This is a genomic window from Lentzea alba, assembly GCF_047445655.1.
GTDB lineage: Bacteria > Actinomycetota > Actinomycetes > Mycobacteriales > Pseudonocardiaceae > Lentzea > Lentzea alba_A.
The window spans coordinates 1-22701 of sequence record NZ_JAJAEG010000002.1 but is presented as its reverse complement, the minus strand read 5'-3'; the positions used below and the strand labels follow the sequence as shown (position 1 = coordinate 22701).

Below are 22701 nucleotides of genomic sequence, written 5' to 3'. Positions count from 1 at the left end.
ACGCGTGGCCGAGATGACCGTTGAACTGGTCGCCGTTGAACGCCGCCTGTGGTCCGGTAAGGCCACCTCTGTTTCGGCGCAGACGACCGAGGGCGAGATCGGCATCCTGCCCGGTCACGAGCCCGTGCTCGGTCAGCTGGTCGAGGGTGGCGTGGTCCGAATCCGCACGACGGACGGTGCACTGGTCACCGCCGCTGTGCACGGTGGCTTCCTCTCCGTGACCGGAACCGGCGTGTCGATTCTCGCCGAGGACGCGGAACTCGCCGGCGAGATCGACGTGGACGCGGCGCGCACGGCGCTGCAGGACGCGGATGACGCCGAGCGCGCACGTGCGGCAGCGCGCGTGCGGGCCGTGGAACAGTCGGCCTGAGAAAAGGCGCGAGGCCGCAGCCGTGGGGATCACCGAGATTGCCGGACTGATCCTTCTTGTGGTGGCAGTCGTCATCGCCTATTTCGCCTGGCGTCGTATCCGGCTGCTGCGTGAGGGCGGCGTGCACGTCGCGTTGCGCAGCCAGTTCGACGACAGAGGGCGTGGCTGGCACCTGGGTGTGGGGCACTACCGGGGGGACTCGTTCGCCTGGTTCCGCGTGCTCTCGCTCGGGTCCGGCCCTGATCAGCTGATCTCCAGAGACGGGCTCGAGATCGACGCGCGCCGCGAGCCGACAGGGCCGGAGGCGTACGCCATGCCGGCCGGGGCGACAGTGCTGCGTTGCAAGATCCCCTCGGGCGAGGTCGAGATCGCGATGGGCCCGGATGCGCTGACTGGATTCCTGTCTTGGCTGGAATCAGCGCCTCCGGGCCGCTCCATTCCCTGGGCTTCTTGAGCCATGAGGGTGACCTTCATGGACGTCACGTCCATGAAGGTCACCCTCATGGCATTTCAGGCGTTCTCGCCCGGCTGCCACAGGACGTCGCCGTCCGGGTTCGCCACGCGGGCCAGGATGAACAGCAGGTCACTCAGCCGGTTCAGGTACTTCGCCGTGAGCACGTTCGTGTGCTCGGGATCGGCCTCGATCAACGACCACGCCCGCCGCTCTGCCCTGCGCGCGATCGTGCGCGCCTGGTGCAGCAGGGCCGCGCCGGGAGTGCCGCCGTTCAGGATGAACGAGTCGAGCTTGCCCAGCCGCTCGTTGAACGTGTCGCAGTAGCCCTCCAGGCGGTCCACGTAGGCCTGGGTGATGCGCAGCGGCGGGTACTTGGGGTCCGGCACGATCGGCGTGCACAGGTCCGCTCCGACGTCGAACAGGTCGTTCTGCACCTTGCGCACGACCTCGTGCACGTCCTCGGCCAGCTGCCCGAGCGCCAGGGCCACGCCGAGCGACGCGTTGGTCTCGTCGACGTCCGCGTACGCCTCGATGCGAGGCGAGGTCTTGGGGACGCGCGAGAAGTCGCCGAGACCGGTCGTGCCGTCGTCGCCCACGCGCGTGTAGATCTTGGTGAGATGTACCGCCATAACCGGCACTCTAGGAGATCCACCCGGCGGTCAGCCGCTGCACGGCCGAGCCGTCCAGGTCTGCGAGCTTCACGCCGTTGAACTGCCGAGCCCAGTCCGACGTCTGCACGCGGAACGGCGGGTGCTCGGCGTGCAGGGCTTCCAGGATCGTCGCGGCGGCCTCGTGCGAGGTCTGAGCGCCGCTGAACGACGTGCCCGTGCGTGCGAGGTAGCTCTTGAGCTGCGGCGCGTACGGCCCGGCGGAGTCGAGCACCGTGTCGCGGTCGACCCCGACGTTGGCGACGAACTCGCTCGCGACCGCGCCCGGTTCGACGACGGTGACGGTGACGCCGTGCTGCGCGGCGACCGGGGCGAGGCTCTCCATCATCCCTTCGACCGCGAACTTGGCCGCGCAGTAAGCCTCGTTGAACGGCTGGCCGACCACGCCGCCGACGCTGGTGACGGTGATCAGCCGGCCGCGGCTCGCGCGCAGGTGCGGCATCGCGGCCTTGGTGACCGCGACGACGCCGAAGAAGTTGGTCTCCATGACCTTGCGGAAGTTGTCGACGGAGTCGGTCTCGACCGTGCCGATGTGCCCGGCGCCCGCGTTGTTGACCACCGCGTCGAGCCGGCCGTAGTCGGCGATCACGCCCTCGATCGCGGCGGTGACGGAGTCGCTGTCGGTCACGTCGAGCTGCCGGACGTCGGCGGCTGGGCAGGCTGCGCGCAGGGCGTCGGCGCGGGAGGTGTCGCGCATCGTGGCCACCACCTGGTGGCCCGCCTCGGCCGCCTGGACCGCGGTGGCGAGGCCGATGCCGGACGACGTGCCGGTGATGAGAACGATCATGACGCGCTGCTCCTCAGTTCATGTCCATAATAGTTATTGACATGAACTACTATGCCGCCTGATAGTTCATGTCGTCAACTATGATGCTCGTCATGGACAAGGTCAGCTCTGAGGTCGTGACGCTGTTCGCCCGGATCGTCGAGCGCTACACGAAGGAGCACGAGCAGGCCGCGGCCGCGCAGGACCTGACGTCCATCCAGGCGAAGGTGCTGGCGGCACTGGACGAGCCGCAGCCGATGCACCGCATCGCGGAGAAGCTCGGCTCCGAGCGGTCCAACGTCACCGGGATCATCGACCGGCTGCAGGCGCGCGGGCTGGTGGAGCGCCGGCCCGGTGAGCAGGACCGGCGCGTGAAGTACATCGTCGCGACGGACGAGGGCCAGCGGCTGGCGGAGGAGTTCCGCGGCTCACTGCGGTTCGCGGCCGAACCGCTGGCCTCCCTGAGCCCGGCCGACCGCCGCCAGTTGCGGGATCTGTTGCAGCGCATGCTGGGCGAATAGCCCGCCGACGGGGCGTCCGCCGGTGCAGCCGTAGGATTGCCGCGTGAGCGAGCATTTCCGGGTACACGGTGGCGCACGTCTGGTCGGCGAGGTTGATGTCGTCGGCGCCAAGAACAGCGTCCTCAAGCTGATGGCCGCGGCTCTGCTCGCTGAGGGCACAACGACCCTCACGAACTGCCCCGACATCCTCGACGTGCCGCTGATGGCGGACGCGTTGCGCAGCCTGGGGTGCGAGGTCGAACTCGAAGGTGACGTGGCGAGGATCACGACGCCGGCCGAGCTGAGCTACCACGCCGACTCCGAGGCGATGGGCAAGCTCCGCGCGTCGATCTGCGTGCTGGGGCCGCTGGTCGGCCGGTGCAAGCGCGCGGTCGTGGCGTTGCCGGGTGGCGACGCGATCGGCTCGCGGCCGTTGGACATGCACCAGAGCGGGCTGGAGAAGCTCGGCGCCAAGACGTGGATCGAGCACGGCTGCATCGTCGCCGAGGCCGAGGGCCTGCACGGCGCGCAGATCTGGCTCGACTTCCCGAGCATGGGCGCCACCGAGAACATCCTGATGGCTGCCGTGCTGGCGAACGGCACGACGGTCATCGACAACGCCGCGCGCGAGCCCGAGATCGTCGACCTGTGCCTGATGCTCAACCAGATGGGCGCGAACATCGAGGGCGCGGGCACCTCGACGTTGACCGTGCACGGCGTGACGGAGCTCAAGCCGACCGAGCACCGCGTCATCGGCGACCGGATCGTCGGCGCCACGTGGGGGTTCGCCGCTGTCATGACGCGCGGCGACGTGCGGGTGCGCGGCGTGAACCCGCACCACCTCGACCTGGTGCTGGAGAAGCTCCGCATGGCGGGTGCCGAGGTGACCGTCTACGAGGGCGGCGACGACGAGGGCTTCCGCGTGGTCATGGACGGCCGTCCGAAGGCCGTCGACTTCGTGACGCTGCCCTACCCCGGTTTCGCCACGGACAACCAGCCGTTCGCGATCGCGTTGTCCGCGGTCTCGGAGGGCACGTCGATGATCACCGAGAACCTGTTCGAGGCGCGGTTCCGGTTCATCGACGAGATGATCAGGCTCGGGGCGGACGCGCGCACGGACGGTCACCACGCGGTGATCCGCGGCGTCGAGACGCTGTCGAGTGCGCCGGTGTGGGCTTCGGACATTCGTGCTGGTGCGGGGCTTGTTCTCGCCGGTCTGTGCGCCGACGGGGCCACCGAGGTCTACGAGATCTTCCACATCGAGCGCGGTTACCCTGGGTTCGTGGAAAACCTCCGCAAGCTCGGGGCCGACGTGGAGCGCGTCTCCTAGGACTTGAGCACCAGCCGCGCGTTCGGCACGTCCTGCGGGAACACCATCACCTGGTAGGGCGCGTTGCGTGAGCGCGTGGCGCGCACCCCGTTCTTCTTCAGCTTCTGCACGAGGACGTTCGCCGCCTCTTCCGTGGGCACGATCGCCACCTCGCTCAACAACCCGAAGTCCGTGCCGTCCAGATCCGGCACGGGCCGCTTGTCGTTGCCCACGAAGTACCTCAACGCCAGAGCCAGCAGTCCGAGCACCCCGAACACGATCGCTGTCTGGTAGATCGCCGTCACCCCTTCATCATGCTCTTGCGGTCACGATTCAGTGAGCAAGCGCACGCGCAGCAATGGTTACCGGCCAGTACCCTTCGAGGAATTCAACACAGCGATGAACGGCGATGCTGTTATTTGGGAGGTTGCTGTGCCGTATCCAGCTGACCGCGAACGCGACCGCCCCTGGGTGATGCGCACGTACGCGGGTCACTCTTCGGCCGCGGCTTCCAACGCGCTCTACCGGCGGAACCTCGCGAAGGGCCAGACCGGCCTGTCGGTGGCGTTCGACCTGCCGACGCAGACCGGCTACGACCCGGACGACGAGCTCGCGAAGGGCGAGGTCGGCAAGGTCGGTGTGCCGATCAGCCACATCGGCGACATGCGGCAGCTGTTCGACCAGATCCCGCTCGCCGGCGCCAACACGTCGATGACGATCAACGCGACGGCCATGTGGCTGCTCGCCATGTACGTCACCGTGGCCGAGGAGCAGGGCGCGGACCCGTCGACCCTGGCCGGCACGACGCAGAACGACATCATCAAGGAGTACCTGTCCCGCGGCACCTACGTGTTCCCGCCGGGGCCGTCACTGCGGCTGATCACGGACATGGTCGCGTGGACCGTGTCGAACGTGCCGAAGTGGAACCCGATCAACATCTGCAGCTACCACCTCCAGGAGGTCGGCGCGACGCCGGCGCAGGAGGTCGCGTACGCGATGTGCACCGCGATCGCCGTGCTGGACTCGGTGCGCGACTCCGGTCAGGTGCCGGTCGAGAAGTTCGGCGAGGTCGTCGCCCGCATCTCCTTCTTCGTGAACGCCGGTGTGCGGTTCATCGAGGAGATGTGCAAGATGCGCGCGTTCGCGCAGCTGTGGGACGAGATCACGCTGGAGCGCTACGGCGTGCAGAACCCGAAGCACCGCCGGTTCCGCTACGGCGTGCAGGTCAACTCGCTTGGTTTGACCGAGGCGCAGCCCGAGAACAACGTCCAGCGCATCGTGCTGGAGATGCTCGCGGTGTCGTTGTCCCGCAACGCCCGTGCGCGCGCGATCCAGCTGCCGGCGTGGAACGAGGCTCTCGGCCTGCCGCGTCCGTGGGACCAGCAGTGGGCGCTGCGCATGCAGCAGGTCCTGGCGTACGAGACCGATCTTCTTGAGTACGACGACATCTTCGACGGTTCGCCGGTGATCGAGGCGAAGGTCGGGGAGATCCTCGCCGGTGCGCGCGAGGAGATCGACCGCGTGCAGGCGATGGGCGGTGCGGTCGCGGCCGTCGAGTCCGGCTACATGAAGTCGCAGCTGGTGTCGTCGTTGGCGGATCGTCGTCGTCGCGTCGAGTCCGGCGAGGAGATCGTCGTCGGTGTCAACAAGTTCGACACCACCGAGCCGTCGCCGTTGCAGGCCGAGGGCGCGAACGCGATCGAGACCATCGACCCGATCGTCGAGATGCACGCCGTCGAGGCGATCCAGCAGTGGCGTGCTTCCCGTGACAACGCTGCGGTTGCTGCTTCTCTGGATGCTCTGCGTGAGGCCGCGAAGACCGACCAGAACCTCGTCGAGGTGACGCTGGCCTGTGCGCGCGCCGGCGTGACGACGGGTGAGTGGTCGCAGGCGTTGCGTGAGACGTTCGGTGAATACCGTGCGCCGACCGGGGTTTCCGGTGCTTCGGCCTCGGGCGAGGCCGGTTCGGAGATCGCGCGCGTGCGCGAGCGGGTGCGCGGGACCGGCGAGGAGATCGGCGAGCGGCTGCGCATGCTGGTCGGCAAGCCGGGTCTCGACGGCCACTCGAACGGTGCCGAGCAGGTCGCCGTGCGCGCCCGCGACGTCGGTTTCGAGGTCGTCTACCAAGGCATTCGCCTCACGCCGTCGCAGATCGTGTCCGCCGCCGTGCAGGAGGACGTGCACGTCGTCGGTCTCTCGATCCTGTCCGGTTCGCACCTCGAGGTGGTGCCCGCGGTGGTCGACGGGCTGCGCGAGGCCGGTGCCGGGGACATCCCGGTGATCGTCGGCGGCATCATCCCGCCGGACGACGCTCAGAAGCTGCGCGAACGGGGTGTGGCGCGGGTGTTCACGCCGAAGGACTACGAGCTGACCGAGATCATGGACGAGATCGTCACCGTGATTCGTGAGGTGCACTCACTCTCGTAGGGCTTTAGTGTCTGCGAGATGGTCGACGTTGCGCGTGAGGGTTCGGTAGTCCGGATCACGATGAACCGTGCGGCGAAGCGCAACGCGCTGTCCGCCGAGCACCTGACGGAGCTGCTGGAGGCGTTCCGGGAGGCCGGTTCGTCGGACGCGGCGGGCATCGTGCTCGCCGCTGAAGGCCCGGTGTTCTCGGCTGGGCACGACTTCGCGGACGTGCACGCGCGTGACGAGGAAGGCGTGCGGCTGCTGCTGGAGCTGTGCACGGTGCTGATGAGGACCATTCAGTCCGTGCCGCAGGTGGTGATCGCGCGCGTGCAGGGCCTGGCGACTGCGGCCGGGTGCCAGCTGGTGGCGTCGTGCGATCTCGCGGTGGCTTCGCTGGACGCCGGATTCGCCTTGCCCGGTGGGAAAGCCGGGTGGTTCTGCCACACGCCCGCGGTGCCGGTGGCGCGCTCGGTGGGGCGCAAGCGGTTGATGGAGATGGTGCTCACCGGGGACGTCGTGGACGCTCAGACCGCCGTTGAGTGGGGCCTGATCAACCGCGCCGTGCCTGCTGCTTCGTTGGACGCTGAGGTCGACTCGTTGCTCGCACGGGCGACGCGGGGTTCGCGCGCTTCGAAAGCCGTTGGCAAGCGGACGATCTACGCGCAGCTCGACCGCCCCGAGATCGACGGCTACGAGATCGCGCTGGCCGTCATGGCTGAGACTTCGCAGTCCCCGTCAGCCAAAGAGGGACGGGCGTCGTTCCTGGAGAAGCGTTCGCCCGTGTGGCCCGACTAGTCGCGAGGAGCTTCAACGCGTCCGCGTTCGGACCGGGCTCCGCCTGGTAGACCACCAGGAACTGGCCGGGGGCCTCGCGCACGTCGAACGAGTGGTAGTTCAGCTTGATCGGGCCGACCGCGGGATGCAGGAACTCCTTGGCGTCCTGGGTCTTTCCTCTTACCTCATGCTGCGCCCAGAGCTCTTTGAAGATCGGGCTGGCGCTGAGCTCGCCGACCATGTGCTCGAGGCGCTGGGACTTCGGGTCGGCGGTCTTCCGCAGGTGCGCAACGGTGCTCTGGGCGACCCACCGCCAGCGCGGGTAGAAGCTCGCGGCGGCGGGGTCGAGGAACGTCATCCTGGCGGCGTTGTCCGCCGGGGTGAACGGCTCGTACAGGGCGTCTGCCAGCGCGTTCGTGGCGAGGATGTCCAACAGTCCGTTCATCACGAACGCCGGCATGTCGTGCATCCCACTGATGAGCTGTCGCAGCTCCGCGCTGACCACGTCTGTCGCGTGCCCTTCCTCGGCTACCACTCCGGCGAGGCGGTGCAGGTGGGCTTTCGCGTCGGTGTCGAGGTTGAGCGCGCGGCTGAGGGCGTCGAGGACCTGGGCCGACGGGTGGGTCTCGCGGCCCTGTTCGAGGCGGGCGTAGTAGTCGGCGCTGACGCCGGCCAGCACCGCGACCTCTTCTCGGCGCAGGCCTTTGACCTTGCGCTGGGTGTGGCTCGGCAGGCCGGCGTCCTCCGGGTTGACGCGGGCGCGGTGGGCTTTCAGGAACTCGCCGAGCATGTCGTTGAGGTTATTTGAGTTCGGGGTGGTTTGCCTGGGTGCGTCACACCTAGGGAGAAGGTGTCCTGGTTGGCCACGTTCTCGCTGGTCATCGTTGTGGCCATGAGCAAAGTTGTGTTGATCAGTGGAGCTTCCAGCGGTATCGGTGAGGCGACGGCCCGCGTGCTGGCCGCTGCGGGGCATCAGGTGTTCCTCGGGGCGCGGCGGGAGGACCGGCTGGCTTCTCTGGCCGCTGAGATCGGTGGTGCATACGCGCCACTGGACGTGACGTCTCGAGACTCCTTTGGATCCTTTGTGGACGCTGCTGTCTCGCGTTATGGCCGGGTCGACGTGCTGGTGAACAACGCGGGCGTGATGCCGTTGTCGCTCATGGACTCGCTGAAGGTCGACGAGTGGGATCGCATGGTGGACGTGAACATCCGCGGCGTGCTGAACGGCATCGCGGCCGTGCTGCCGTTGTTCAGGAATGGTGGGCACGTCGTGAACGTCGCCTCGGTCGGCGCGCACATGGTCATGCCGACCGCCGCCGTGTACTGCGCGACGAAGTACGCGGTGTGGGCGCTGTCCGAGGGCCTGCGGCAGGAGCGCGAGGACCTGCGGGTCACCGTGATCTCGCCCGGCGTCACCGAGTCTGAGCTCGCGGACACCATCACCGAGGACTTCGCGGCGTCGTTGATGGAGGACTTCCGCAAGCTCGCGCTGCCCGCGTCGGCGATCGGTGACGCCATCGCGTACGCGATCTCGCAGCCTGATTTCGTCGATGTCAACGAGATCGTGGTGCGGCCGGTGTCGCAGCGTTAGGCACCGGTCGTCGAGCCCGGCCTGAGGATCATCAACACGGTCACCGTTGCCCACAGCAGGTTGAAGATGCCGGTGTACATGGCGAGGTGCTTGATGTCCTTGGTTTTGATGGCCTTCTCCTGGCCGGGCAGGATCTTGAGAGCGAGCACGAACGCGGCGGCGGTGGTGAGCGCGATGGACACGATCACCCAGGGGTGGCCGGTCACGCCCATCACGCCGGCCGTCGCGAAGCCGAAGACCGGTACCGAGATGCCGATCAGGGCGTAGACGCGGCAGATCCGGTGCAGGAGTTCTGGGTTGCCGTTGGTCGTGACCGCTTTGGGGAACATGCTGGCGGCCACGGTGACCGGGCCGATGGCGAGGATGGCGGCGAGGACGTGGAGGGAGAGGAAGAGCTTGCTCACGCGGCCCTCCAGACGGTGCCGCGCCGCTCGTGCGCGAAGAGTTCCTCGACCTCCAGCGCTTTCTGGGCGCTGATCTCGCGTTCGACCAGGTACAGGCCGAGGTCGACGCCGGAGGTGACGCCGGCGGCGCTGACCAGGTCACCGTCGTCGACGAGGCGGGCACGGACGGCGTTCACACCCATGGATCCCAGGGCCTGCAGCCCGAGGTGGTTGGTCGTCGCGGTGCGCCCGCCGATCAGACCGGCCATGGCCAGCACCAGCGAGCCGCCGCACACCGTCGCCACCGTCAGGCCCTGCTTGGCGAGGGCCTGCTGGATCGGCGCCGCGAGCGTTGGCGCTGCCTTGGCGAGCAGCGCGATGATCTCGTCCTCCGTCTGGGCCGCGGCGCCGGGGACCAGCACGACGTCGGCGCGGTCCGGGTCGATGCCCGTGGTCGCGCGCAGGGACAGCCCCACGCCGCTCGTCACCTCGCGCGGCCCCTCCGCGGTCACCAGTTCGGCCTGGATTCCGCCTGCTATCAGCGTTTCGTACGGTCCGATCGCGTCCAGCGGGTCGAACCCGTCGAACAACACCACCTGAGCTCTCACTGCTCACCCCTTCGTCGGTGATCAGGACGGTAGGAGCGGACAGCGCGCAGGAGAACTGGCTGGAATGCCATGTTCCAACGGATTCTCGCCAGCTACGGTGTGGACATGCACGAGGTGGCAGTGGTAGCGATGGACACCGTCGTTCCGTTCGACTTCGCGACGCCGGTCGACGCGTTCAACTGGACCGGGCGGTACCGGGTCCGGGTCTGCGGTCCGAAGAGGACTGTCGACGCGGGCTGCTTCGAGCTGAAAGTGCCGCACGGCCTGGAGTTGCTGTCCGAAGTGGACACGATCGTGCTGCCCGGCCACGACCCGGGCCTGAAAGTGCCGAAGCAGTTGATCGAGGCGTTGCGGCAGGCCGCGGCGAGGGGCACGCGGATCGCGTCGATCTGCACGGGCGCGTTCGTGTTCGCTGCGACAGGGTTGCTGGACGGACGAAGGGCCACCACGCACTGGCTGGGTGCCGAGGAGCTGGCGGCGCGGTTTCCGGCCGTCGAGGTGGACCCGGACGTGCTTTACGTCGACAACGGGCAGTTCCTCACGTCCGCGGGCGCTGCGGCGGGGCTGGACCTGTGCCTGCACATGATCCGTCGTGATCACGGGTCCGCGGTGGCGGCGGATGCGGCGCGGTTCGCGGTGATGCCTCTTGAGCGAGAAGGCGGTCAGGCGCAGTTCATCGTCACCCCGCCCGTGGCGCCGCAGGGTGCCGAACTCGAACCGTTGTTGTTGTGGATGCAGGACAACGCGGCGAAAGACCTGACGCTGGAAGACCTCGCGCGGCAGGCGGGGATGAGCACGCGGACGTTGAACCGGCGGTTTCGCGAGCAGACCGGGTCGACGCCGTTGCAGTGGCTGCACCGGGCGCGGGTGCGCCAGGCGCAGCACCTGTTGGAGACGACGCGCGACCCGGTCGAGCTGATCGCGAGCAAGGTCGGGTTCGGCTCGGCCACGGCGTTCCGCGACAGGTTCAAGCGGATCGCCGGGACCTCACCGCAGAGCTATCGAGCCGCTTTTCAGGGCTGTCACAACTAGGGCTGGGAGTGCTCGTGCAGCAGGAGAAGCGTGTAGGCGGCGATCGACTGGGCGTCGGTGATCTCGCCCTTCGCGATCATCGTCTCGAAGTCGGCGCGCGGGAACCACGCCGACCGCATGTCCTGCTCTTCCAGCTCCCGCTCGTGGAAGCCCTCGGTGAGCTCGGTGGCGAGGAACACGCGCCCGCGCTGCGAGGTCATGCCCGGCGCGACGTCGAGCAGGCCCAGCTCGATCATCTTGCCGGCGCGCAACCCGGTCTCCTCGCGGAGCTCGCGGCCGGCCAGTTCCAACGGGTCGGAGTCGGCGCGGTCGGGCGCGGTGCCCTGGGGGAACTCCCAGCGGCGCAGCCCGAGCGGGTACCGGAACTGCTCGACGAGGCGGATGCGCTCGCCGTCGAGCGGGATGACCAGTGCGTAGTCGGGCTTGTCCACAACGCCGTAGATGCCTTGGGTGCCGTCCGCGCGGCGGATCGGGTCTTCCCTGACGGTCATCCACTGGTTTGCGTACACCTGACGGGTGCCGAGGCTTTCCACGCCACGGACCGTACCTAACGCCAGGTTTCTGGACACACCCCGTAGCCTGTCGCGGTGCGTCTCGTCATCGCTCGCTGCCAGGTCGACTACGTCGGACGACTCACCGCCCATCTGCCCATGGCTCAGCGGCTCCTGCTGATCAAGGCCGACGGCTCGGTGTCGATCCACTCCGACGACCGCGCGTACAAGCCGTTGAACTGGATGAGCCCGCCCTGCTGGCTGATCGAGGACCCGGACATCTGGACTGTGCAGAACAAAGCGGGGGAGAAGCTGATCATCACCCTCGAAGAGGTGTTGCACGACTCCAAGCACGAGCTCGGTCCGGAGCCCGGCCTGCAGAAGGACGGCGTGGAGGCGGACCTGCAGAAGCTGCTGGCCGAACACGTCACAACCTTGGGCGACGGCTGGACGTTGGTGCGGCGTGAGTTCCCGACCGCGATCGGACCCGTCGACCTGATGTGCCGCGATGCCACGGGTGCCTCGGTCGCCGTGGAGATCAAGCGGCGCGGGGAGATCGACGGGGTCGAGCAGCTCACCCGGTACCTGGAGCTCCTGAACCGGGATCCGCTGCTCGCGCCGGTCACCGGGATCTTCGCGGCGCAGCAGATCAAGCCGCAGGCCCGGACGTTGGCCGAGGACCGCGGGATCCGGTGTGTGGTGCTGGATTACGACGCGTTGCGCGGCATCGAGCCGGACGAGTTCAGGCTGTTCTGATAGACCACCATGAGCGTGTAGGCGAAGGTGTCGAGCCGGTTGTGGTCGAGGTCCCGCAGCCGGTAGACCGCGGACGTCACGTCGCCCGCGTCGGCCATCGCGCCGACCTCGTCCCGCACGGCTTGCGGCAGCGCTTCCCAAGCCGGTCGTGAGCCGCAGGGAGCGCAGATCTCGCCGCGGGTCTCGTCGCAGCCCAGAAGTGGCCGGTCGCAGGACGGGCATGTCCAGCTCACAAATCCGTGGTCGGTCTCCGCACAGGAGCAGGTCCTCTTTCGGGCCCTGCTGCCGTAGGAGGCCAGCAGCATGTACTGCATGGTGGGGCGCTGGTGGCCGTCCAGCTCCGCCAGCAGGTAGCCGGCCCGGATCGAGCTGGTCGCGTCGATCATCGCGCCGACCTCGTCCCGCACAGCCTGTGGGAGCGCTTCCCAGTCCGGTCGCAAGCGGCACGTGTCGCAGATGTCGACCTCGTTGTCGCCGCAGCCTGTCACCACCGCGCGGCACAACGGGCACACCCAGGTCGACTGGTTGTGATCGGTCATCGGGATCAGTCCAGTTCGCGGTAGTGGGGCAGGTGGGCCATTTCGACGGCCTCCCTGAGGCCGCATCCGGTCAGCTGCCGGATCCGCTTGATCACCATGATCGTGCGCCCGTCCGCCATCTCCTGCCTGAGCTCGTCCCGGACGGCCTGCGGGTAGGCGTCCCACGTCCGCTTCAGCGCGCACCAGGTGCAGGGACCACCTGCGAGCGGGCGATCTCCGGACGTGGGCTCGCCGCAGTCGCAGCACGTCCACGCCGTGGTCGAGGCGGAACACCGGTCGCACAACGCGCCGTACGGGTAGTCGCCGCGGTTATTAGCCGGTTGCTCGAAGCACCTCGTGCAGCGCATCTCCGCGCCAAGACGCCCGGCCAGGACCTCCATCGCCTCGCTGACCAGGCGCATGTCCGTGTCCGGGTCGGCGAGCCGCAGCTTGTCCACCGCCACGTCCGACTTTCCCTCGCGGACGCGGGTGGAGGCTTCGGCGCGCAAGGAGTCGGGCAGCGCGTCGAGGTAGGCGGCTGCGGCGGGGTGGTGCTCTTCGTTCACGCCGCCAGTGTTCGCGAGCCGATCACGTGCCGCACCCGGTTTTCCCAGCGCCCCACCCGACTTCAGTGAGCACCCCATCTCAGGTCGTGGTTTCGTGATCACGCACACGGGGTAAGAAGTCGCGCACCTGGAGTAGTGTCCTCTCCTGGTCGGTGCTGTTCGACTTTGTGGAAGTCTGGGAGGTGGGCCGTGCGAGTGTTGGCCGAGGCGGATCTGCGGCTTGACGCGGGACCGATCGACTACGCGTTGCTCGTCATCTACTTCGTGGTTGTGCTCGGCATCGGCGTGATGGCACGACGATCGGTCAACTCCAGCCTCGACTTCCTGCTGTCCGGGCGATCGCTGCCGGCCTGGGTCACGGGCCTCGCGTTCATCAGTGCGAACCTCGGTGCGCTTGAGCTGATGGGCATGACGGCCAACGGCGCGCAGTACGGCATGGCGACCGTGCACTACTACTGGATCGGCGCCATCCCGGCGATGGTGTTCCTCGGGCTCGTGATGATGCCGTTCTACTACGGCTCGAAAGTGCGCAGTGTTCCCGAGTTCATGCGGCGCAGGTTCGGCAAGCCGGCTCACCTGGTCAACGCCATCAGCTTCGCGGTCGCGCAGATCCTGATCGCGGGCATCAACCTGTTCGCGCTCGCGGTGATCATCGACGCGCTGCTCGGGTGGCCGCTGCCGGTGTCGATCTGCGTCGCGGCGCTGGTGGTGCTCGCGTACACGACGCTCGGCGGTCTGAGTGCGGCCATCTACAACGAGGTGCTGCAGTTCTTCGTCATCGTGGCCGCGCTGGCGCCGCTCACGATCGTCGGTCTGATCAAGGTCGGCGGCTGGCAGGGACTGGTCGAGAAGGTCACGGACCAGGAACAGCTGAGTGCTTGGCCGGCGACGGAGCTGACGGGCATCAACAACCCGGTGTGGAGTGTCATCGGGTTGGTGTTCGGTCTCGGCTTCGTGCTGTCGTTCGGTTACTGGACCACGAACTTCGCCGAGGTCCAGCGCGCGATGAGTGCGAAGTCGATGTCGGCGGCCAAGCGCACGCCGATCATCGGTGCGTACCCGAAGGCGCTCATCCCGGCGATCATCATCATCCCGGGCATCATCGCCGCGGTGATCGTGCCGGAGATGGCACAGCTCAAGGCCGGCGACACGAGCAGCGGCGTGGTCTACAACAACGTGCTGCCACTGCTGATGCGCGACCTTCTGCCCAACGGCATCCTCGGCATCGCGATCACGGGTCTGCTGGCGAGCTTCATGGCCGGTGTGGCGGCGAACGTCAGCTCGTTCAACACGGTCTTCACGTACGACCTGTGGCAGGACTACATCAAGAAAGACCAGCCGGACGAGTACTACCTGCGCATCGGGCGGTTGGCCACGGTCGGGGCGTGTGTGCTCGCGATCGGCACGGCGTTCATCGCGGCGGCGCTCGGCGGGTCCAACATCATGGACTACATCCAGGCGCTGTTCTCGTTCTTCAACGCGCCGTTGTTCGCGACGTTCATCGTCGGCATGTTCTGGAAGCGGATGACGCCCACCGCGGGCTGGGTGGGTCTGCTCGCGGGCACGTTCACCGCGATGTTCATCTACGCGATCTCGGAGCCGTCGTTCGGCATCAAGTGGCTGGAGCTGCCGGGCCAGGGCGCGAGCTTCCTCGGTGCGGGCCTGGCGTTCGTCGTGGACGTCGTGGTGTCCGTGGCGGTCAGCCTCGTCACGCGGCCCAAGCCGGACAGCGAGCTGGTGGGGCTGGTCTACAGCCTGACGCCGAAGAAGGACCGCTCGCACTCCACCACCGGTGAGGACGCGGGCTGGTACCGCTCGCCCGCCCTGCTCGGCGGCGGAGTGCTGGCGCTGACGACCGTTCTCTACATCGTCTTCGGCTGAGGGAGGCCGTCATGAGGTTGTTCGACCTGCGACTGATCATCGCTTTCCTCTTCGGCGTGTACGGCGTTGTACTGGTCGTCATCGGGTTCGGGTTCACGTCCGACGACGACCTGAAGAAGGCCGAAGGGGTCAACATCAACCTGTGGGCCGGCGTCGCCATGGTCGTGCTGGCGGCGTTGTTCGCCGCGTGGGCGACGCTGCGGCCTCAGTTCGCGAAAACTGCTACGACTGGGGACGACCTGGGTAAACAGGGTTGAAGGCCTCGATCGTCCACGCGTCGAGCCAGTTGAATGCGCGGCGAATTCGGTTAACCACGTCTCTCCTTCTCTCGGGGTCTTCACCAGATACATCGCGTTGATCTTCTGAATCGTTCCCGTAGCTCTGGGTGACATGTGCCACGGTGTAAGTCGGGGTACCGCCCACGAACGCCCGCAAAGGTCGCTACCGTGCACGTCGTGCCCCGTTTTCGTGCCACGGCGCTGCTCGCCGCCGCAGCCTTGCTGATGGCCGGCTGCGCAACCGGTCCCGGTCTGGCCAAGACCACCTACCCGCGACGCACCGTGCAGGCGGGTGCGGACGCCGGGTCGACCGACCCGTCGGCCAAGCCGTCCGCGACGCCGAACAAGCCGGTCGACCCGGCGTTCGCGGCGGAACGGTTGCGACTGATCAACCCGTGCGCGTTGATCGAGAAGGAAGTGCTGCAGACGGTCGGCACGCCGTCGAGGTACTCGAGCAGCTCGTACACCCGCTGCCAGAACTACATGAAGGACAAGGCGGGCAAGACGCTCAACCTCACGCTGGACATCGGCTACTCGCTGCAGTCCACCGAGGTGAAGAACTCGACCAAGACGCTCGCGGACCTCAAGAGCGGCGAGACGAAGCTGAGCGCCGCGCTGTGCAACGTCTGGGTGGTGACGCAGGAGAGCCCGGCGCAGGCCGTGCGGATCCAGTCGTCGACGGGCAGCGGCAACGACGCGGTCGAGCCGTGCGAGCCGGGGCGCAAGGTGCTCGAGGGCGCGGTGCGCAAGCTCAAGGGCAACCCGCAGAAGTACAACCCGCCCAAGGGTTCGCCGGTCGAGGTCGACCCCTGCACGATCGTGGAGAAGTCGACGCTCGCGCCGGTGCTCGGTGCGTCGCCGCGGTCGCTGCCTTACGGCCTGCACCAGTGCTCGTGGTCGGGTCAGAGCGCGCAGATGCAGCTGGAGTTCAAGACCGCGCGCATCCCGAAGGACGGCAAGTTCGACAGCAAGTCGGTCGAGGTCGACCTTGGCGGGCAGAAGGCCTACCAGGCGTTCAAGGACGGCCCGTTCCCGACGTGCGAGCTCGTCGTCGTGCGCACCAAGGACCAGAGCGACGCCGGCGAGATCGCGGAGTTCATCGTCGCGGGCTCGAAGGAGAAGGACTTCGACCGGTGCCAGGCGGCGCAGACGTTCGCCAAGACCGTGCTTCCCACCCTGCCCAAGCCGTGAGTGTGACCTGACGGGGCCAGGCGGGGGCTGAAAGTTCTTCAAGTACGGGTTAGTGTCGAGGTTACTGGCGAGTACCCGGGAGGGGCCCATGACGCAGACCGCTTCGGACAGCGCGCTGTCGGCCGATGGCGAGCAGCGGCGGTTCGCATCACTGGACCCGCGCACGGGTGAGGTCGTCGCGCATCACCCGATCCACACGGCCGCTGAGGTCGACGACGCGGTGTCCTCCGCCCGCGAGGCCTCCGCGTGGTGGGCAGGGCTCGGGTTCGAGGGACGCAGGACCAAGCTCGACGCGTGGCGCAGGGTGCTGTCGAAACGCGCCGACGAGTTCGTCGCGTTGATCAGCGCCGAGACCGGCAAGCCCGCCGACGACTCCCGCGTCGAGATCGCGCTGGTGATGGACCACCTGCACTGGGCGTCGAAGCAGGCCAGCCGCGTGCTGGGCAAGCGCCGCGTGTCCTCGGGCATGCTGATGTTCAACCACAGCGCGACGCTGGAGTACCGGCCGTTGGGCGTCATCGGCGTCATCGGGCCGTGGAACTACCCCGCGCACACGCCGATGGGTTCGATCTCGTACGCGCTGGCTGCCGGCAACGCCGTGGTGTTCAAGCCTTCCGAGTTCACACCGGGGGTGGGCACGTTCCTCGCGTCGACGTTCGCCGAGGCGGTGCCGGAGTACCCGGTGTTCCAGGTCGTCACCGGCTTCGGTGAGACCGGCGCGGCGCTGTGCGCGTCCGGGGTCGACAAGGTCGCCTTCACGGGTTCCACGCGGACCGGCAAGAAGGTCATGGCGGCGTGCGCGCAGACGTTGACGCCGGTGCTGGTCGAGTGCGGTGGCAAGGACGCGCTGATCGTCGACTCCGACGCCGATCTCGTCGCGGCCGCCGAGGCTGCGATGTGGGGCGCGGTGTCCAACGCCGGCCAGACCTGCGCGGGCGTGGAGCGCGTGTACGTGGCCGAGGACGTGGCCGACGAGTTCATCGAGATCGCGGTGAAGCGGGCACGAAAGTTGAAGCCCGGCGGTGAGCCGAGCGCGAACCTCGGGCCGATCACCATGCCGTCGCAGGTGGAGATCATCCGCGAGCACGTGCAGGACGCGCTGGACCGCGGCGGCAAGGCGTTGGTCGGCGGGCCCGAGTCGATCCGGCCGCCGTACGTCGAGCCGGTGGTGCTGACGGACGTGCCGGAGGACTCGCTGGCGATCACCGAGGAGACGTTCGGGCCGACCGTGGTGATCAACCGCGTGCCGAACGCGCTGGAGGGCGTGCGGCTGGCGAACCAGTCGAAGTACGGGCTGGGCGCGGCGGTGTTCTCGAAGTCGCGCGGCGAGGAGCTGGCGCGGGAGCTGCGGGTCGGGATGGTGTCGGTCAACGCCGTGCTGACCTACGCGGCGATTCCCGGGCTGCCGTTCGGTGGTGTCGGCGACTCCGGGTTCGGGCGCATTCACGGTGAGGACGGGCTGCGCGAGTTCGCGTACCCGAAGGCCGTGACGAAGCAGCGCTTCAAGGCTTTGCTGAACATGACGACGTTCGACCGCTCGTCACTGGCGGGCAAGCAGATGCTGCGGCTTGCCCGCCTTCTGTTCGGACGCTGAACCATGAGGGTGACCTTCATGGACCTCAGGTCCATGAAGGTCACCCTCATGGTCGTGAGGTCAGGCTCCGAGCTGCTTGCGGAGGTCGTCCAGGACCACGTTCGCGGCCATCACGCCGAGGCCGAGGAAGTAGGTCTCGTCGAGGACCGGCTTGGCCTTGCCCGCCTTCACGGCGTTGAGGCCGCTCCACAACGGGCCGCCGAGCACCGCCGCCGTGGCGGTCTTGGCCGGGTCGCCGTAGGTGGAGTAGATGACGAAGTCGCCGTCGGCCTTGCTGATCTGCTCCGCGCTGACCTCGGCGGCCAGGTCGTCGACCTGCGACGGGGTCGGCTGCGGGATCTTGGCGTCGATCAGGATCGTGCCGATGAAGGACTTCTTGGCGTAGAGGCGGATGCGGCCGGGCATGAAGCGCAGAGCCGTCACGGTCGGGCGCACGCCGAGCTTCTTCTCGATCGCGGTGCCGGTCTCGGTCGCCTTGTTCGTGTAGTCCTCGAGCATCTTCGCGGCGTCGGCCTGACGGTCGAGCGCGGCGGCGTTGAGGAGGAAGTTCTCCTTCCACACGTAGCCGGGGCGCACGGAGAAGACCGTGGGGGCGATGGCACTCAGCTTCGGGTAGAGGGCCTCGGCGCGCAGCTGTGAGCCCAGGATCAGGTCCGGGTTGAGCTTGGTGATCGCTTCGAGGTTCAGGTTGTTCGTCGTGCCGACGTTCTCGGGCGTGCCGCCCTTCTCGCCGATGTAGGACGGCATGGTCGGCGAGCCGTCGGTGTACGCGATGCCGACCGGCTTGATGCCGAGCGCCACGACGTTGTCGAGCTCGCCGGTGTCGAGCACGATGACCCGTTCGGGCTTCTTCTCCAGCTTGGTCTCGCCCATCGCGTGCTTGACGGTGCGGGGGAACTCGCCGGGCTTGGCCTGCGTGCCGAAGCCGTTGCTCAGTTGCGTGGCCTTGCCGAAGTCCTCGCCGCCCTGGGCGACGGTGGGCTTGTCGGGCGTGCTGGAGCCGCACGCGGTCAGGGTCAGGGCGACTGCCACGAGCAGCGCTGCTCTCTTCGACACGACGTGGTTCCTCCGCTACTTGCAGTGATGTTGACCTGCGTTTCTTAGGGCAGGCTAACGGTACCGGGGTCGTTTGCCCGTTCCGAGTGTCAGACCCCCGGAGTAAGAAGGAACACGGTCACCGCCGATCGGGAGGGCTCTTCGATGAAGAAGATCATCAATGATCCGGAAACCGTGGTGCAGGACGCGCTTCGGGGAATGCAGGCTGCCCATCCCGATCTGCTGCGCGTGCAGTACGACCCGGCTGTCGTCGTGCGTGCGGACGCCCCGGTGCAGGGGAAGGTCGCGCTCATCTCGGGCGGTGGGTCGGGCCACGAACCGCTGCACGGCGGCTTCGTCGGGCGCGGCATGCTCGCCGCGGCCTGTCCTGGCGCGGTGTTCACCTCGCCGACACCGGACCAGGTGGCGTCCGCCGTGTCGCTGACGGACGGCGGCGCGGGCGCGTTGCTGATCGTGAAGAACTACACGGGCGACGTCATGAACTTCGAGATGGCCGGTGAGCTGGCCGAGTCCGAGGTGCGCTCGGTGGTGATCGACGACGACGTGGCCGTGCAGGACTCGCTCTACACCGCCGGTCGCCGCGGGGTCGGCGGCACGGTGCTGCTGGAGAAGATCGTCGGCGCGGCAGCGGAGCGCGGCGATGATCTGGCTGCTTGTGAGGCGCTGGCTCAGCGGGTGATCTCGTCGGTGCGGTCGATGGGGCTGGCGCTGACCGCTTGCACGGTGCCGCACGCGGGCACGCCCTCGTTCGAGCTGGCCGATGGCGAGATGGAGATCGGCATCGGCATCCACGGCGAGCCAGGTCGCCAGCGGGTGCCGGTCGGGCCGGCTTCTGAGATGGTGTCGGCGTTGCTCGACCCGATCCTGGAGGACCTGCCGTTCGAGTCGGGCGACCGGGTGCTGCTGTTCACCAACGGCATGGGCGGGACGCCGTTGATCGAGCTGTACCTGGCGCACGGCATCGCGGAACAGCTGCTGGCGGATCGGGGGATCGTGGTGGAACGTCGGTTGGTCGGCCCGTACATCACCAGCCTGGAGATGCAGGGGATGAGTTTGACGGTGCTGCGGCTGGACGACGAGATGATCTCGCTGTGGGACGCACCGGTGCACACGCCCGCACTGCGGTGGGGAGTCTGAGGTGGGGTGCACGGCAGCGGACGTCGTGGCGGCGCTGCGGTTGGCGGCTGCCGTTGTGCAGGAGCACCGTGATGAGCTGGTGCGGCTGGACCAGGCCATCGGGGACGGTGACCACGGGGAGAACCTGCGGCGTGGGTTCACCGCGCTGTTGTCCCGATTGGACACTGAGGAGGTTTCGTCGCCCGGCAAGGTGCTGAAGCTGGTTGCCACGACGTTGATCTCCACTGTGGGTGGGGCGGCCGGGCCGTTGTACGGGACTGCGTTCTTGCGTGCGTCTGCCGCGGTTGGGGATTTGGAGGAGTTGGACTGCGAAGCCGTGGCGCGTGCCCTGCAGGCTGCCCTTGACGGGGTGGTGGCTCGGGGGAAGGCCGTTGTGGGGGACAAGACGATGGTTGATGCGCTGACTCCCGCCGTTAGCGCTGCGGCGTCTGTGGACGGGGCGGTGGCTGCTGTGTTGTCGGCGGCTGCTGATGCGGCGTTTGAGGGTGCTGAGTCGACTGTGCCGATGGTGGCGCGTAAGGGGCGGGCGTCGTATCTGGGTGAGCGGAGTGCCGGTCACATGGATCCTGGGGCTCGGTCTACCGCGTTGTTGTTGCGGGCCCTTGCTGATGCGGCGGCCAAGGCATGAGTCGGGTTGGGCTGGTCGTTGTTTCGCACAGCGACATGCTGGCCAACGGGGTTGCCGAGTTGGCGGGGCAGATGGCGCCGGATGTGGCTGTGTTGCCGGTGGGCGGTACTGAGGAGGGTGGTCTCGGTACTGACTACGGCGCTGTTGTCGAGGCGTTGGCGGATGCGGACACCGGTCTTGGTGCGGTCGTGCTTTACGACCTCGGTAGCGCCAAGATGACTGCCGAAATGGCTGTGGAGTCTGCGGACGATCCATCGCGGTACGCGCTGGTGGATGCGCCGTTGGTTGAGGGGGCCGTGGCTGCTGCTGTTGCCGCGCAGGGTGGGGCTTCTTTGGGGGAGGTTGCGGCTGCTGCTGAAAGGGCGTCTGGGGAGGCTCCTGTGGTGGCTTCTCGGCCGGCGTTGCATCTTGTGTCGGATGCGGTGGCTGCGGAGGTGTTGCTGACCAACGAGGTTGGGCTGCATGCGCGGCCTGCTGCGTTGTTGGCTCGGACTGTGGCTGAGTTGGATGCTGAGGTTGTTGTTCGGTATGGGGAGGAGGAGGCCAACGCTGCGAGTGTGTTGGCCTTGATGGGGCTTAGTGCTCCTGGGGGGAAAGCGATCACTGTGGTTGCCACTGGGAAGGATGCTCGGGAGGCGGTTCGGCGGATTGAGGAGTTGGCGGACAGGGGGTTTGACGACTGAGCGCGATGGTTGCGGGTGGTTGGCTTGCGGGCTGCGGCCTTGCGAGATGCGACCTTGCGAGATGCGACCTTGCTAGGCGCGACCTTGCGGGTGGTCGCTTTGCGGGCGGCCGCCTTGCGTTGCATTGATGGACGCGACCGGGCGGGTGGTCGCCTTGCGATCCGTGACCGGGTGGGTGGTCGCCTTGCGGGCGGCGACCTCGCCTTGCGAGACGCGACCGGGCGGGTGGTCGCTTTGCGGGCGGCGACCGTGCGTTGCGTGCTTTCCCTGGGGGACTCTGTCCCGCAGACCCCCTGCCAATCTGATCAGGGGGCCAGCGCCGCGGGCGGGTTGATGGCACGCCTGACGCTCCTATAGATGTCAAGCGCAGTGGGTGAGGTCTTTGAGGATCGCTGTGTGGGCTTCGCGGGGTACGTAGTGTTTGAGGCAGCGGATGATGTCGCGTTTGGTGAGGCCTTGTTCGGTGCGTCGTTGCAGGTAGGTCTGGGTGCGTGGGCAGTACCGCAGGCGGTCGACGACGGCGACGTGCAGGACGCGGTTGGCTTGTCGTTCGCCGCCTTTGTTGAGGCGGTGCCGGTCGGTGCGTCCGGATGAGGCGGGCAGTGGGGCGACGCCGCAGAGTTTGGCGAAGGCTGCCTCGCTGTGCAGGCGGTGGGGGTTGTCGCCGGCGGTGACGAGGAGTTGGCCGGCGACGTCTGTGCCGATACCGCGCAGGCTGACCAGGGTGGGGGCGGTGGCCGCGACCAGGGCGTCGAGGTGTTTGTCGAGCTGGGTGATCTGCTGGTTGAGGCTGGTGATCCGCGCGGCCATGGCCTGTAGGGCGAGCATGGTGCCGTGGGTGGGGTCGGCGAGCTGGGTGAGGTCTGGGGCCAGGGCGGTGCAGGCGGTGAGTAGTGCCCTGCCTTTCTTGCCGCGTAAGGCTTCGCGGAGTGTGGTGGGCGCGGTGGTGATCAGGTTGGTGAGTTCGTTGCGGGCGGCGGTGCGGGCTTTGATCGCGCCGCCGCGGGCGATGCGCAGGACGCGGATGGACTCGACGGGTCCCGCGGCGGTTTTGGGTG

Annotated in this window: 27 protein-coding genes; 16 read left to right on the top strand and 11 right to left on the bottom strand. The window is 67.7% G+C overall.

Annotation, left to right across the window (positions count from 1 at the left end; all coding sequences use genetic code 11):
- Nucleotides 1-4: 4 nt before the first annotated feature.
- Nucleotides 5-370: a F0F1 ATP synthase subunit epsilon gene (locus tag LFM09_RS03150; protein WP_414094705.1), complete on the top strand. Its 366-nt coding sequence runs from the start codon at nucleotides 5-7 to the stop codon at nucleotides 368-370.
- Nucleotides 371-392: 22 nt separating this feature from the next.
- On the top strand, nucleotides 393-824 hold the full coding sequence (locus LFM09_RS03145) for a DUF2550 domain-containing protein (RefSeq protein ID WP_414094704.1): 432 nt from the start codon (nucleotides 393-395) through the stop codon (nucleotides 822-824).
- A 56-nt stretch (nucleotides 825-880) separates the two neighbouring features.
- On the opposite strand, the gene LFM09_RS03140 is transcribed toward LFM09_RS03145, so the two are convergent.
- Together LFM09_RS03140 and LFM09_RS03135 are read right to left on the bottom strand one after the other, a co-directional pair.
- Nucleotides 881-1453, bottom strand: a complete 573-nt coding sequence (locus LFM09_RS03140; protein ID WP_414094703.1) for a cob(I)yrinic acid a,c-diamide adenosyltransferase — start codon at nucleotides 1451-1453, stop codon at nucleotides 881-883.
- Nucleotides 1454-1463: 10 nt separating this feature from the next.
- Nucleotides 1464-2279 carry an SDR family oxidoreductase gene (locus LFM09_RS03135; protein ID WP_414094702.1) on the bottom strand — a complete coding sequence of 272 codons (816 nt, stop codon included), beginning with the start codon at nucleotides 2277-2279 and terminating at the stop codon, nucleotides 1464-1466.
- A gap of 92 nt (nucleotides 2280-2371) precedes the next feature.
- Here LFM09_RS03135 and LFM09_RS03130 point away from each other — a divergent pair, with 92 nt between their 5' ends.
- Together LFM09_RS03130 and murA are read left to right on the top strand one after the other, a co-directional pair.
- Nucleotides 2372-2779, top strand: coding sequence for a MarR family winged helix-turn-helix transcriptional regulator (locus tag LFM09_RS03130; RefSeq protein ID WP_414094701.1), 408 nt, complete (start codon nucleotides 2372-2374; stop codon nucleotides 2777-2779).
- Nucleotides 2780-2822: 43 nt separating this feature from the next.
- The gene (gene murA, locus LFM09_RS03125) at nucleotides 2823-4088 is read left to right on the top strand and encodes a UDP-N-acetylglucosamine 1-carboxyvinyltransferase (RefSeq protein WP_414094700.1); all 1266 of its coding nucleotides are present in this window, start codon (nucleotides 2823-2825) and stop codon (nucleotides 4086-4088) included.
- Here murA and LFM09_RS03120 read toward each other — a convergent pair.
- Complete coding sequence (locus LFM09_RS03120) at nucleotides 4085-4372, bottom strand: hypothetical protein (protein WP_414094699.1); 288 nt, start codon at nucleotides 4370-4372, stop codon at nucleotides 4085-4087. The genes murA and LFM09_RS03120 overlap by 4 nt on opposite strands.
- A 127-nt stretch (nucleotides 4373-4499) precedes the next feature.
- On the opposite strand from LFM09_RS03120, the gene LFM09_RS03115 reads away from it, so the two are divergent.
- Nucleotides 4500-6494 carry a protein meaA gene (locus LFM09_RS03115; protein WP_414094698.1) on the top strand — a complete coding sequence of 665 codons (1995 nt, stop codon included), beginning with the start codon at nucleotides 4500-4502 and terminating at the stop codon, nucleotides 6492-6494.
- Between the two features lie 18 nt (nucleotides 6495-6512).
- Nucleotides 6513-7271: an enoyl-CoA hydratase-related protein gene (locus LFM09_RS03110; protein WP_414094697.1), complete on the top strand. Its 759-nt coding sequence runs from the start codon at nucleotides 6513-6515 to the stop codon at nucleotides 7269-7271.
- Here the strand turns inward: LFM09_RS03110 and LFM09_RS03105 are convergent.
- Entirely contained in the window at nucleotides 7186-8040 is an 855-nt protein-coding gene (locus LFM09_RS03105; protein WP_414094696.1) for a helix-turn-helix transcriptional regulator, read from the bottom strand. The two genes, LFM09_RS03110 and LFM09_RS03105, sit on opposite strands and share 86 nt — an antisense overlap.
- Before the next feature lie 102 nt (nucleotides 8041-8142).
- Here LFM09_RS03105 and LFM09_RS03100 point away from each other — a divergent pair, with 102 nt between their 5' ends.
- Entirely contained in the window at nucleotides 8143-8841 is a 699-nt protein-coding gene (locus LFM09_RS03100; RefSeq protein WP_414094695.1) for an SDR family oxidoreductase, read from the top strand.
- Here the strand turns inward: LFM09_RS03100 and LFM09_RS03095 are convergent.
- Both LFM09_RS03095 and LFM09_RS03090 read right to left on the bottom strand, forming a co-directional pair.
- Entirely contained in the window at nucleotides 8838-9245 is a 408-nt protein-coding gene (locus tag LFM09_RS03095) for a hypothetical protein (RefSeq protein WP_414094694.1), read from the bottom strand. The genes LFM09_RS03100 and LFM09_RS03095 overlap by 4 nt on opposite strands.
- A complete protein-coding gene (locus LFM09_RS03090; protein ID WP_414094693.1) occupies nucleotides 9242-9832 on the bottom strand; it encodes a DJ-1/PfpI family protein in 591 nt (196 codons plus the stop codon). The genes LFM09_RS03095 and LFM09_RS03090 overlap by 4 nt, the downstream gene beginning before the upstream one ends.
- A gap of 105 nt (nucleotides 9833-9937) precedes the next feature.
- Here LFM09_RS03090 and LFM09_RS03085 point away from each other — a divergent pair, with 105 nt between their 5' ends.
- On the top strand, nucleotides 9938-10864 hold the full coding sequence (locus LFM09_RS03085; RefSeq protein WP_414094692.1) for a GlxA family transcriptional regulator: 927 nt from the start codon (nucleotides 9938-9940) through the stop codon (nucleotides 10862-10864).
- On the opposite strand, the gene LFM09_RS03080 is transcribed toward LFM09_RS03085, so the two are convergent.
- Nucleotides 10861-11397, bottom strand: a complete 537-nt coding sequence (locus tag LFM09_RS03080) for an NUDIX domain-containing protein (RefSeq protein ID WP_414094691.1) — start codon at nucleotides 11395-11397, stop codon at nucleotides 10861-10863. The two genes, LFM09_RS03085 and LFM09_RS03080, sit on opposite strands and share 4 nt — an antisense overlap.
- A 54-nt stretch (nucleotides 11398-11451) precedes the next feature.
- On the opposite strand from LFM09_RS03080, the gene nucS reads away from it, so the two are divergent.
- Nucleotides 11452-12111 carry an endonuclease NucS gene (gene nucS, locus LFM09_RS03075; RefSeq protein ID WP_414094690.1) on the top strand — a complete coding sequence of 220 codons (660 nt, stop codon included), beginning with the start codon at nucleotides 11452-11454 and terminating at the stop codon, nucleotides 12109-12111.
- On the opposite strand, the gene LFM09_RS03070 is transcribed toward nucS, so the two are convergent.
- Nucleotides 12063-12650 (bottom strand): hypothetical protein, encoded by a 588-nt coding sequence (locus LFM09_RS03070; protein ID WP_414094689.1) that lies wholly within the window; start codon nucleotides 12648-12650, stop codon nucleotides 12063-12065. The genes nucS and LFM09_RS03070 overlap by 49 nt on opposite strands.
- Before the next feature lie 5 nt (nucleotides 12651-12655).
- Nucleotides 12656-13195 (bottom strand): hypothetical protein, encoded by a 540-nt coding sequence (locus LFM09_RS03065; RefSeq protein WP_414094688.1) that lies wholly within the window; start codon nucleotides 13193-13195, stop codon nucleotides 12656-12658.
- A gap of 189 nt (nucleotides 13196-13384) precedes the next feature.
- Between LFM09_RS03065 and LFM09_RS03060 the strand changes: the two genes are divergently transcribed.
- From LFM09_RS03060 to LFM09_RS03045, 4 genes are all read left to right on the top strand, one after another.
- The gene (locus tag LFM09_RS03060; RefSeq protein WP_414094687.1) at nucleotides 13385-15076 is read left to right on the top strand and encodes a sodium:solute symporter family protein; all 1692 of its coding nucleotides are present in this window, start codon (nucleotides 13385-13387) and stop codon (nucleotides 15074-15076) included.
- 11 nt (nucleotides 15077-15087) lie between these two features.
- Nucleotides 15088-15333, top strand: coding sequence for a hypothetical protein (locus LFM09_RS03055; RefSeq protein WP_414094686.1), 246 nt, complete (start codon nucleotides 15088-15090; stop codon nucleotides 15331-15333).
- Nucleotides 15334-15531: 198 nt separating this feature from the next.
- Nucleotides 15532-16545: a hypothetical protein gene (locus LFM09_RS03050; protein WP_414094685.1), complete on the top strand. Its 1014-nt coding sequence runs from the start codon at nucleotides 15532-15534 to the stop codon at nucleotides 16543-16545.
- 88 nt (nucleotides 16546-16633) lie between these two features.
- Nucleotides 16634-18139, top strand: coding sequence for an aldehyde dehydrogenase family protein (locus tag LFM09_RS03045; protein ID WP_414094684.1), 1506 nt, complete (start codon nucleotides 16634-16636; stop codon nucleotides 18137-18139).
- A gap of 60 nt (nucleotides 18140-18199) precedes the next feature.
- On the opposite strand, the gene LFM09_RS03040 is transcribed toward LFM09_RS03045, so the two are convergent.
- On the bottom strand, nucleotides 18200-19195 hold the full coding sequence (locus tag LFM09_RS03040) for an ABC transporter substrate-binding protein (protein ID WP_414094683.1): 996 nt from the start codon (nucleotides 19193-19195) through the stop codon (nucleotides 18200-18202).
- 144 nt (nucleotides 19196-19339) lie between these two features.
- Between LFM09_RS03040 and dhaK the strand changes: the two genes are divergently transcribed.
- Genes dhaK through dhaM form a run of 3 tightly spaced genes read left to right on the top strand, consistent with a single transcriptional unit; the run spans nucleotide 19340 to nucleotide 21643 of the window.
- Nucleotides 19340-20332 carry a dihydroxyacetone kinase subunit DhaK gene (dhaK, locus tag LFM09_RS03035; RefSeq protein WP_414094682.1) on the top strand — a complete coding sequence of 331 codons (993 nt, stop codon included), beginning with the start codon at nucleotides 19340-19342 and terminating at the stop codon, nucleotides 20330-20332.
- A gap of 1 nt (nucleotide 20333) precedes the next feature.
- Nucleotides 20334-20960 carry a dihydroxyacetone kinase subunit DhaL gene (dhaL, locus tag LFM09_RS03030; RefSeq protein ID WP_414094681.1) on the top strand — a complete coding sequence of 209 codons (627 nt, stop codon included), beginning with the start codon at nucleotides 20334-20336 and terminating at the stop codon, nucleotides 20958-20960.
- Complete coding sequence (dhaM, locus tag LFM09_RS03025) at nucleotides 20957-21643, top strand: dihydroxyacetone kinase phosphoryl donor subunit DhaM (RefSeq protein ID WP_414094680.1); 687 nt, start codon at nucleotides 20957-20959, stop codon at nucleotides 21641-21643. Before dhaL ends, dhaM begins: the two co-directional genes overlap by 4 nt.
- 360 nt (nucleotides 21644-22003) lie before the next feature.
- On the opposite strand, the gene LFM09_RS03020 is transcribed toward dhaM, so the two are convergent.
- Nucleotides 22004-22701 (bottom strand): transposase (locus tag LFM09_RS03020; RefSeq protein WP_414094679.1); only part of this gene is annotated, 698 nt, incomplete at its 5' end.

Coding starts and splice junctions, on each gene's coding strand:
- LFM09_RS03140 (WP_414094703.1), bottom strand. CDS start 1,453: ATGGCGGTACATCTCACCAAGATCTACACGCGCGTGGGCGACGACGGC.
- LFM09_RS03135 (WP_414094702.1), bottom strand. CDS start 2,279: ATGATCGTTCTCATCACCGGCACGTCGTCCGGCATCGGCCTCGCCACC.
- LFM09_RS03130 (WP_414094701.1), top strand. CDS start 2,372: ATGGACAAGGTCAGCTCTGAGGTCGTGACGCTGTTCGCCCGGATCGTC.
- LFM09_RS03110 (WP_414094697.1), top strand. CDS start 6,513: ATGGTCGACGTTGCGCGTGAGGGTTCGGTAGTCCGGATCACGATGAAC.
- LFM09_RS03105 (WP_414094696.1), bottom strand. CDS start 8,040: ATGCTCGGCGAGTTCCTGAAAGCCCACCGCGCCCGCGTCAACCCGGAG.
- LFM09_RS03100 (WP_414094695.1), top strand. CDS start 8,143: ATGAGCAAAGTTGTGTTGATCAGTGGAGCTTCCAGCGGTATCGGTGAG.
- LFM09_RS03085 (WP_414094692.1), top strand. CDS start 9,938: ATGCACGAGGTGGCAGTGGTAGCGATGGACACCGTCGTTCCGTTCGAC.
- LFM09_RS03070 (WP_414094689.1), bottom strand. CDS start 12,650: ATGACCGATCACAACCAGTCGACCTGGGTGTGCCCGTTGTGCCGCGCG.
- LFM09_RS03055 (WP_414094686.1), top strand. CDS start 15,088: ATGAGGTTGTTCGACCTGCGACTGATCATCGCTTTCCTCTTCGGCGTG.
- LFM09_RS03045 (WP_414094684.1), top strand. CDS start 16,634: ATGACGCAGACCGCTTCGGACAGCGCGCTGTCGGCCGATGGCGAGCAG.
- dhaK (WP_414094682.1), top strand. CDS start 19,340: ATGAAGAAGATCATCAATGATCCGGAAACCGTGGTGCAGGACGCGCTT.
- dhaM (WP_414094680.1), top strand. CDS start 20,957: ATGAGTCGGGTTGGGCTGGTCGTTGTTTCGCACAGCGACATGCTGGCC.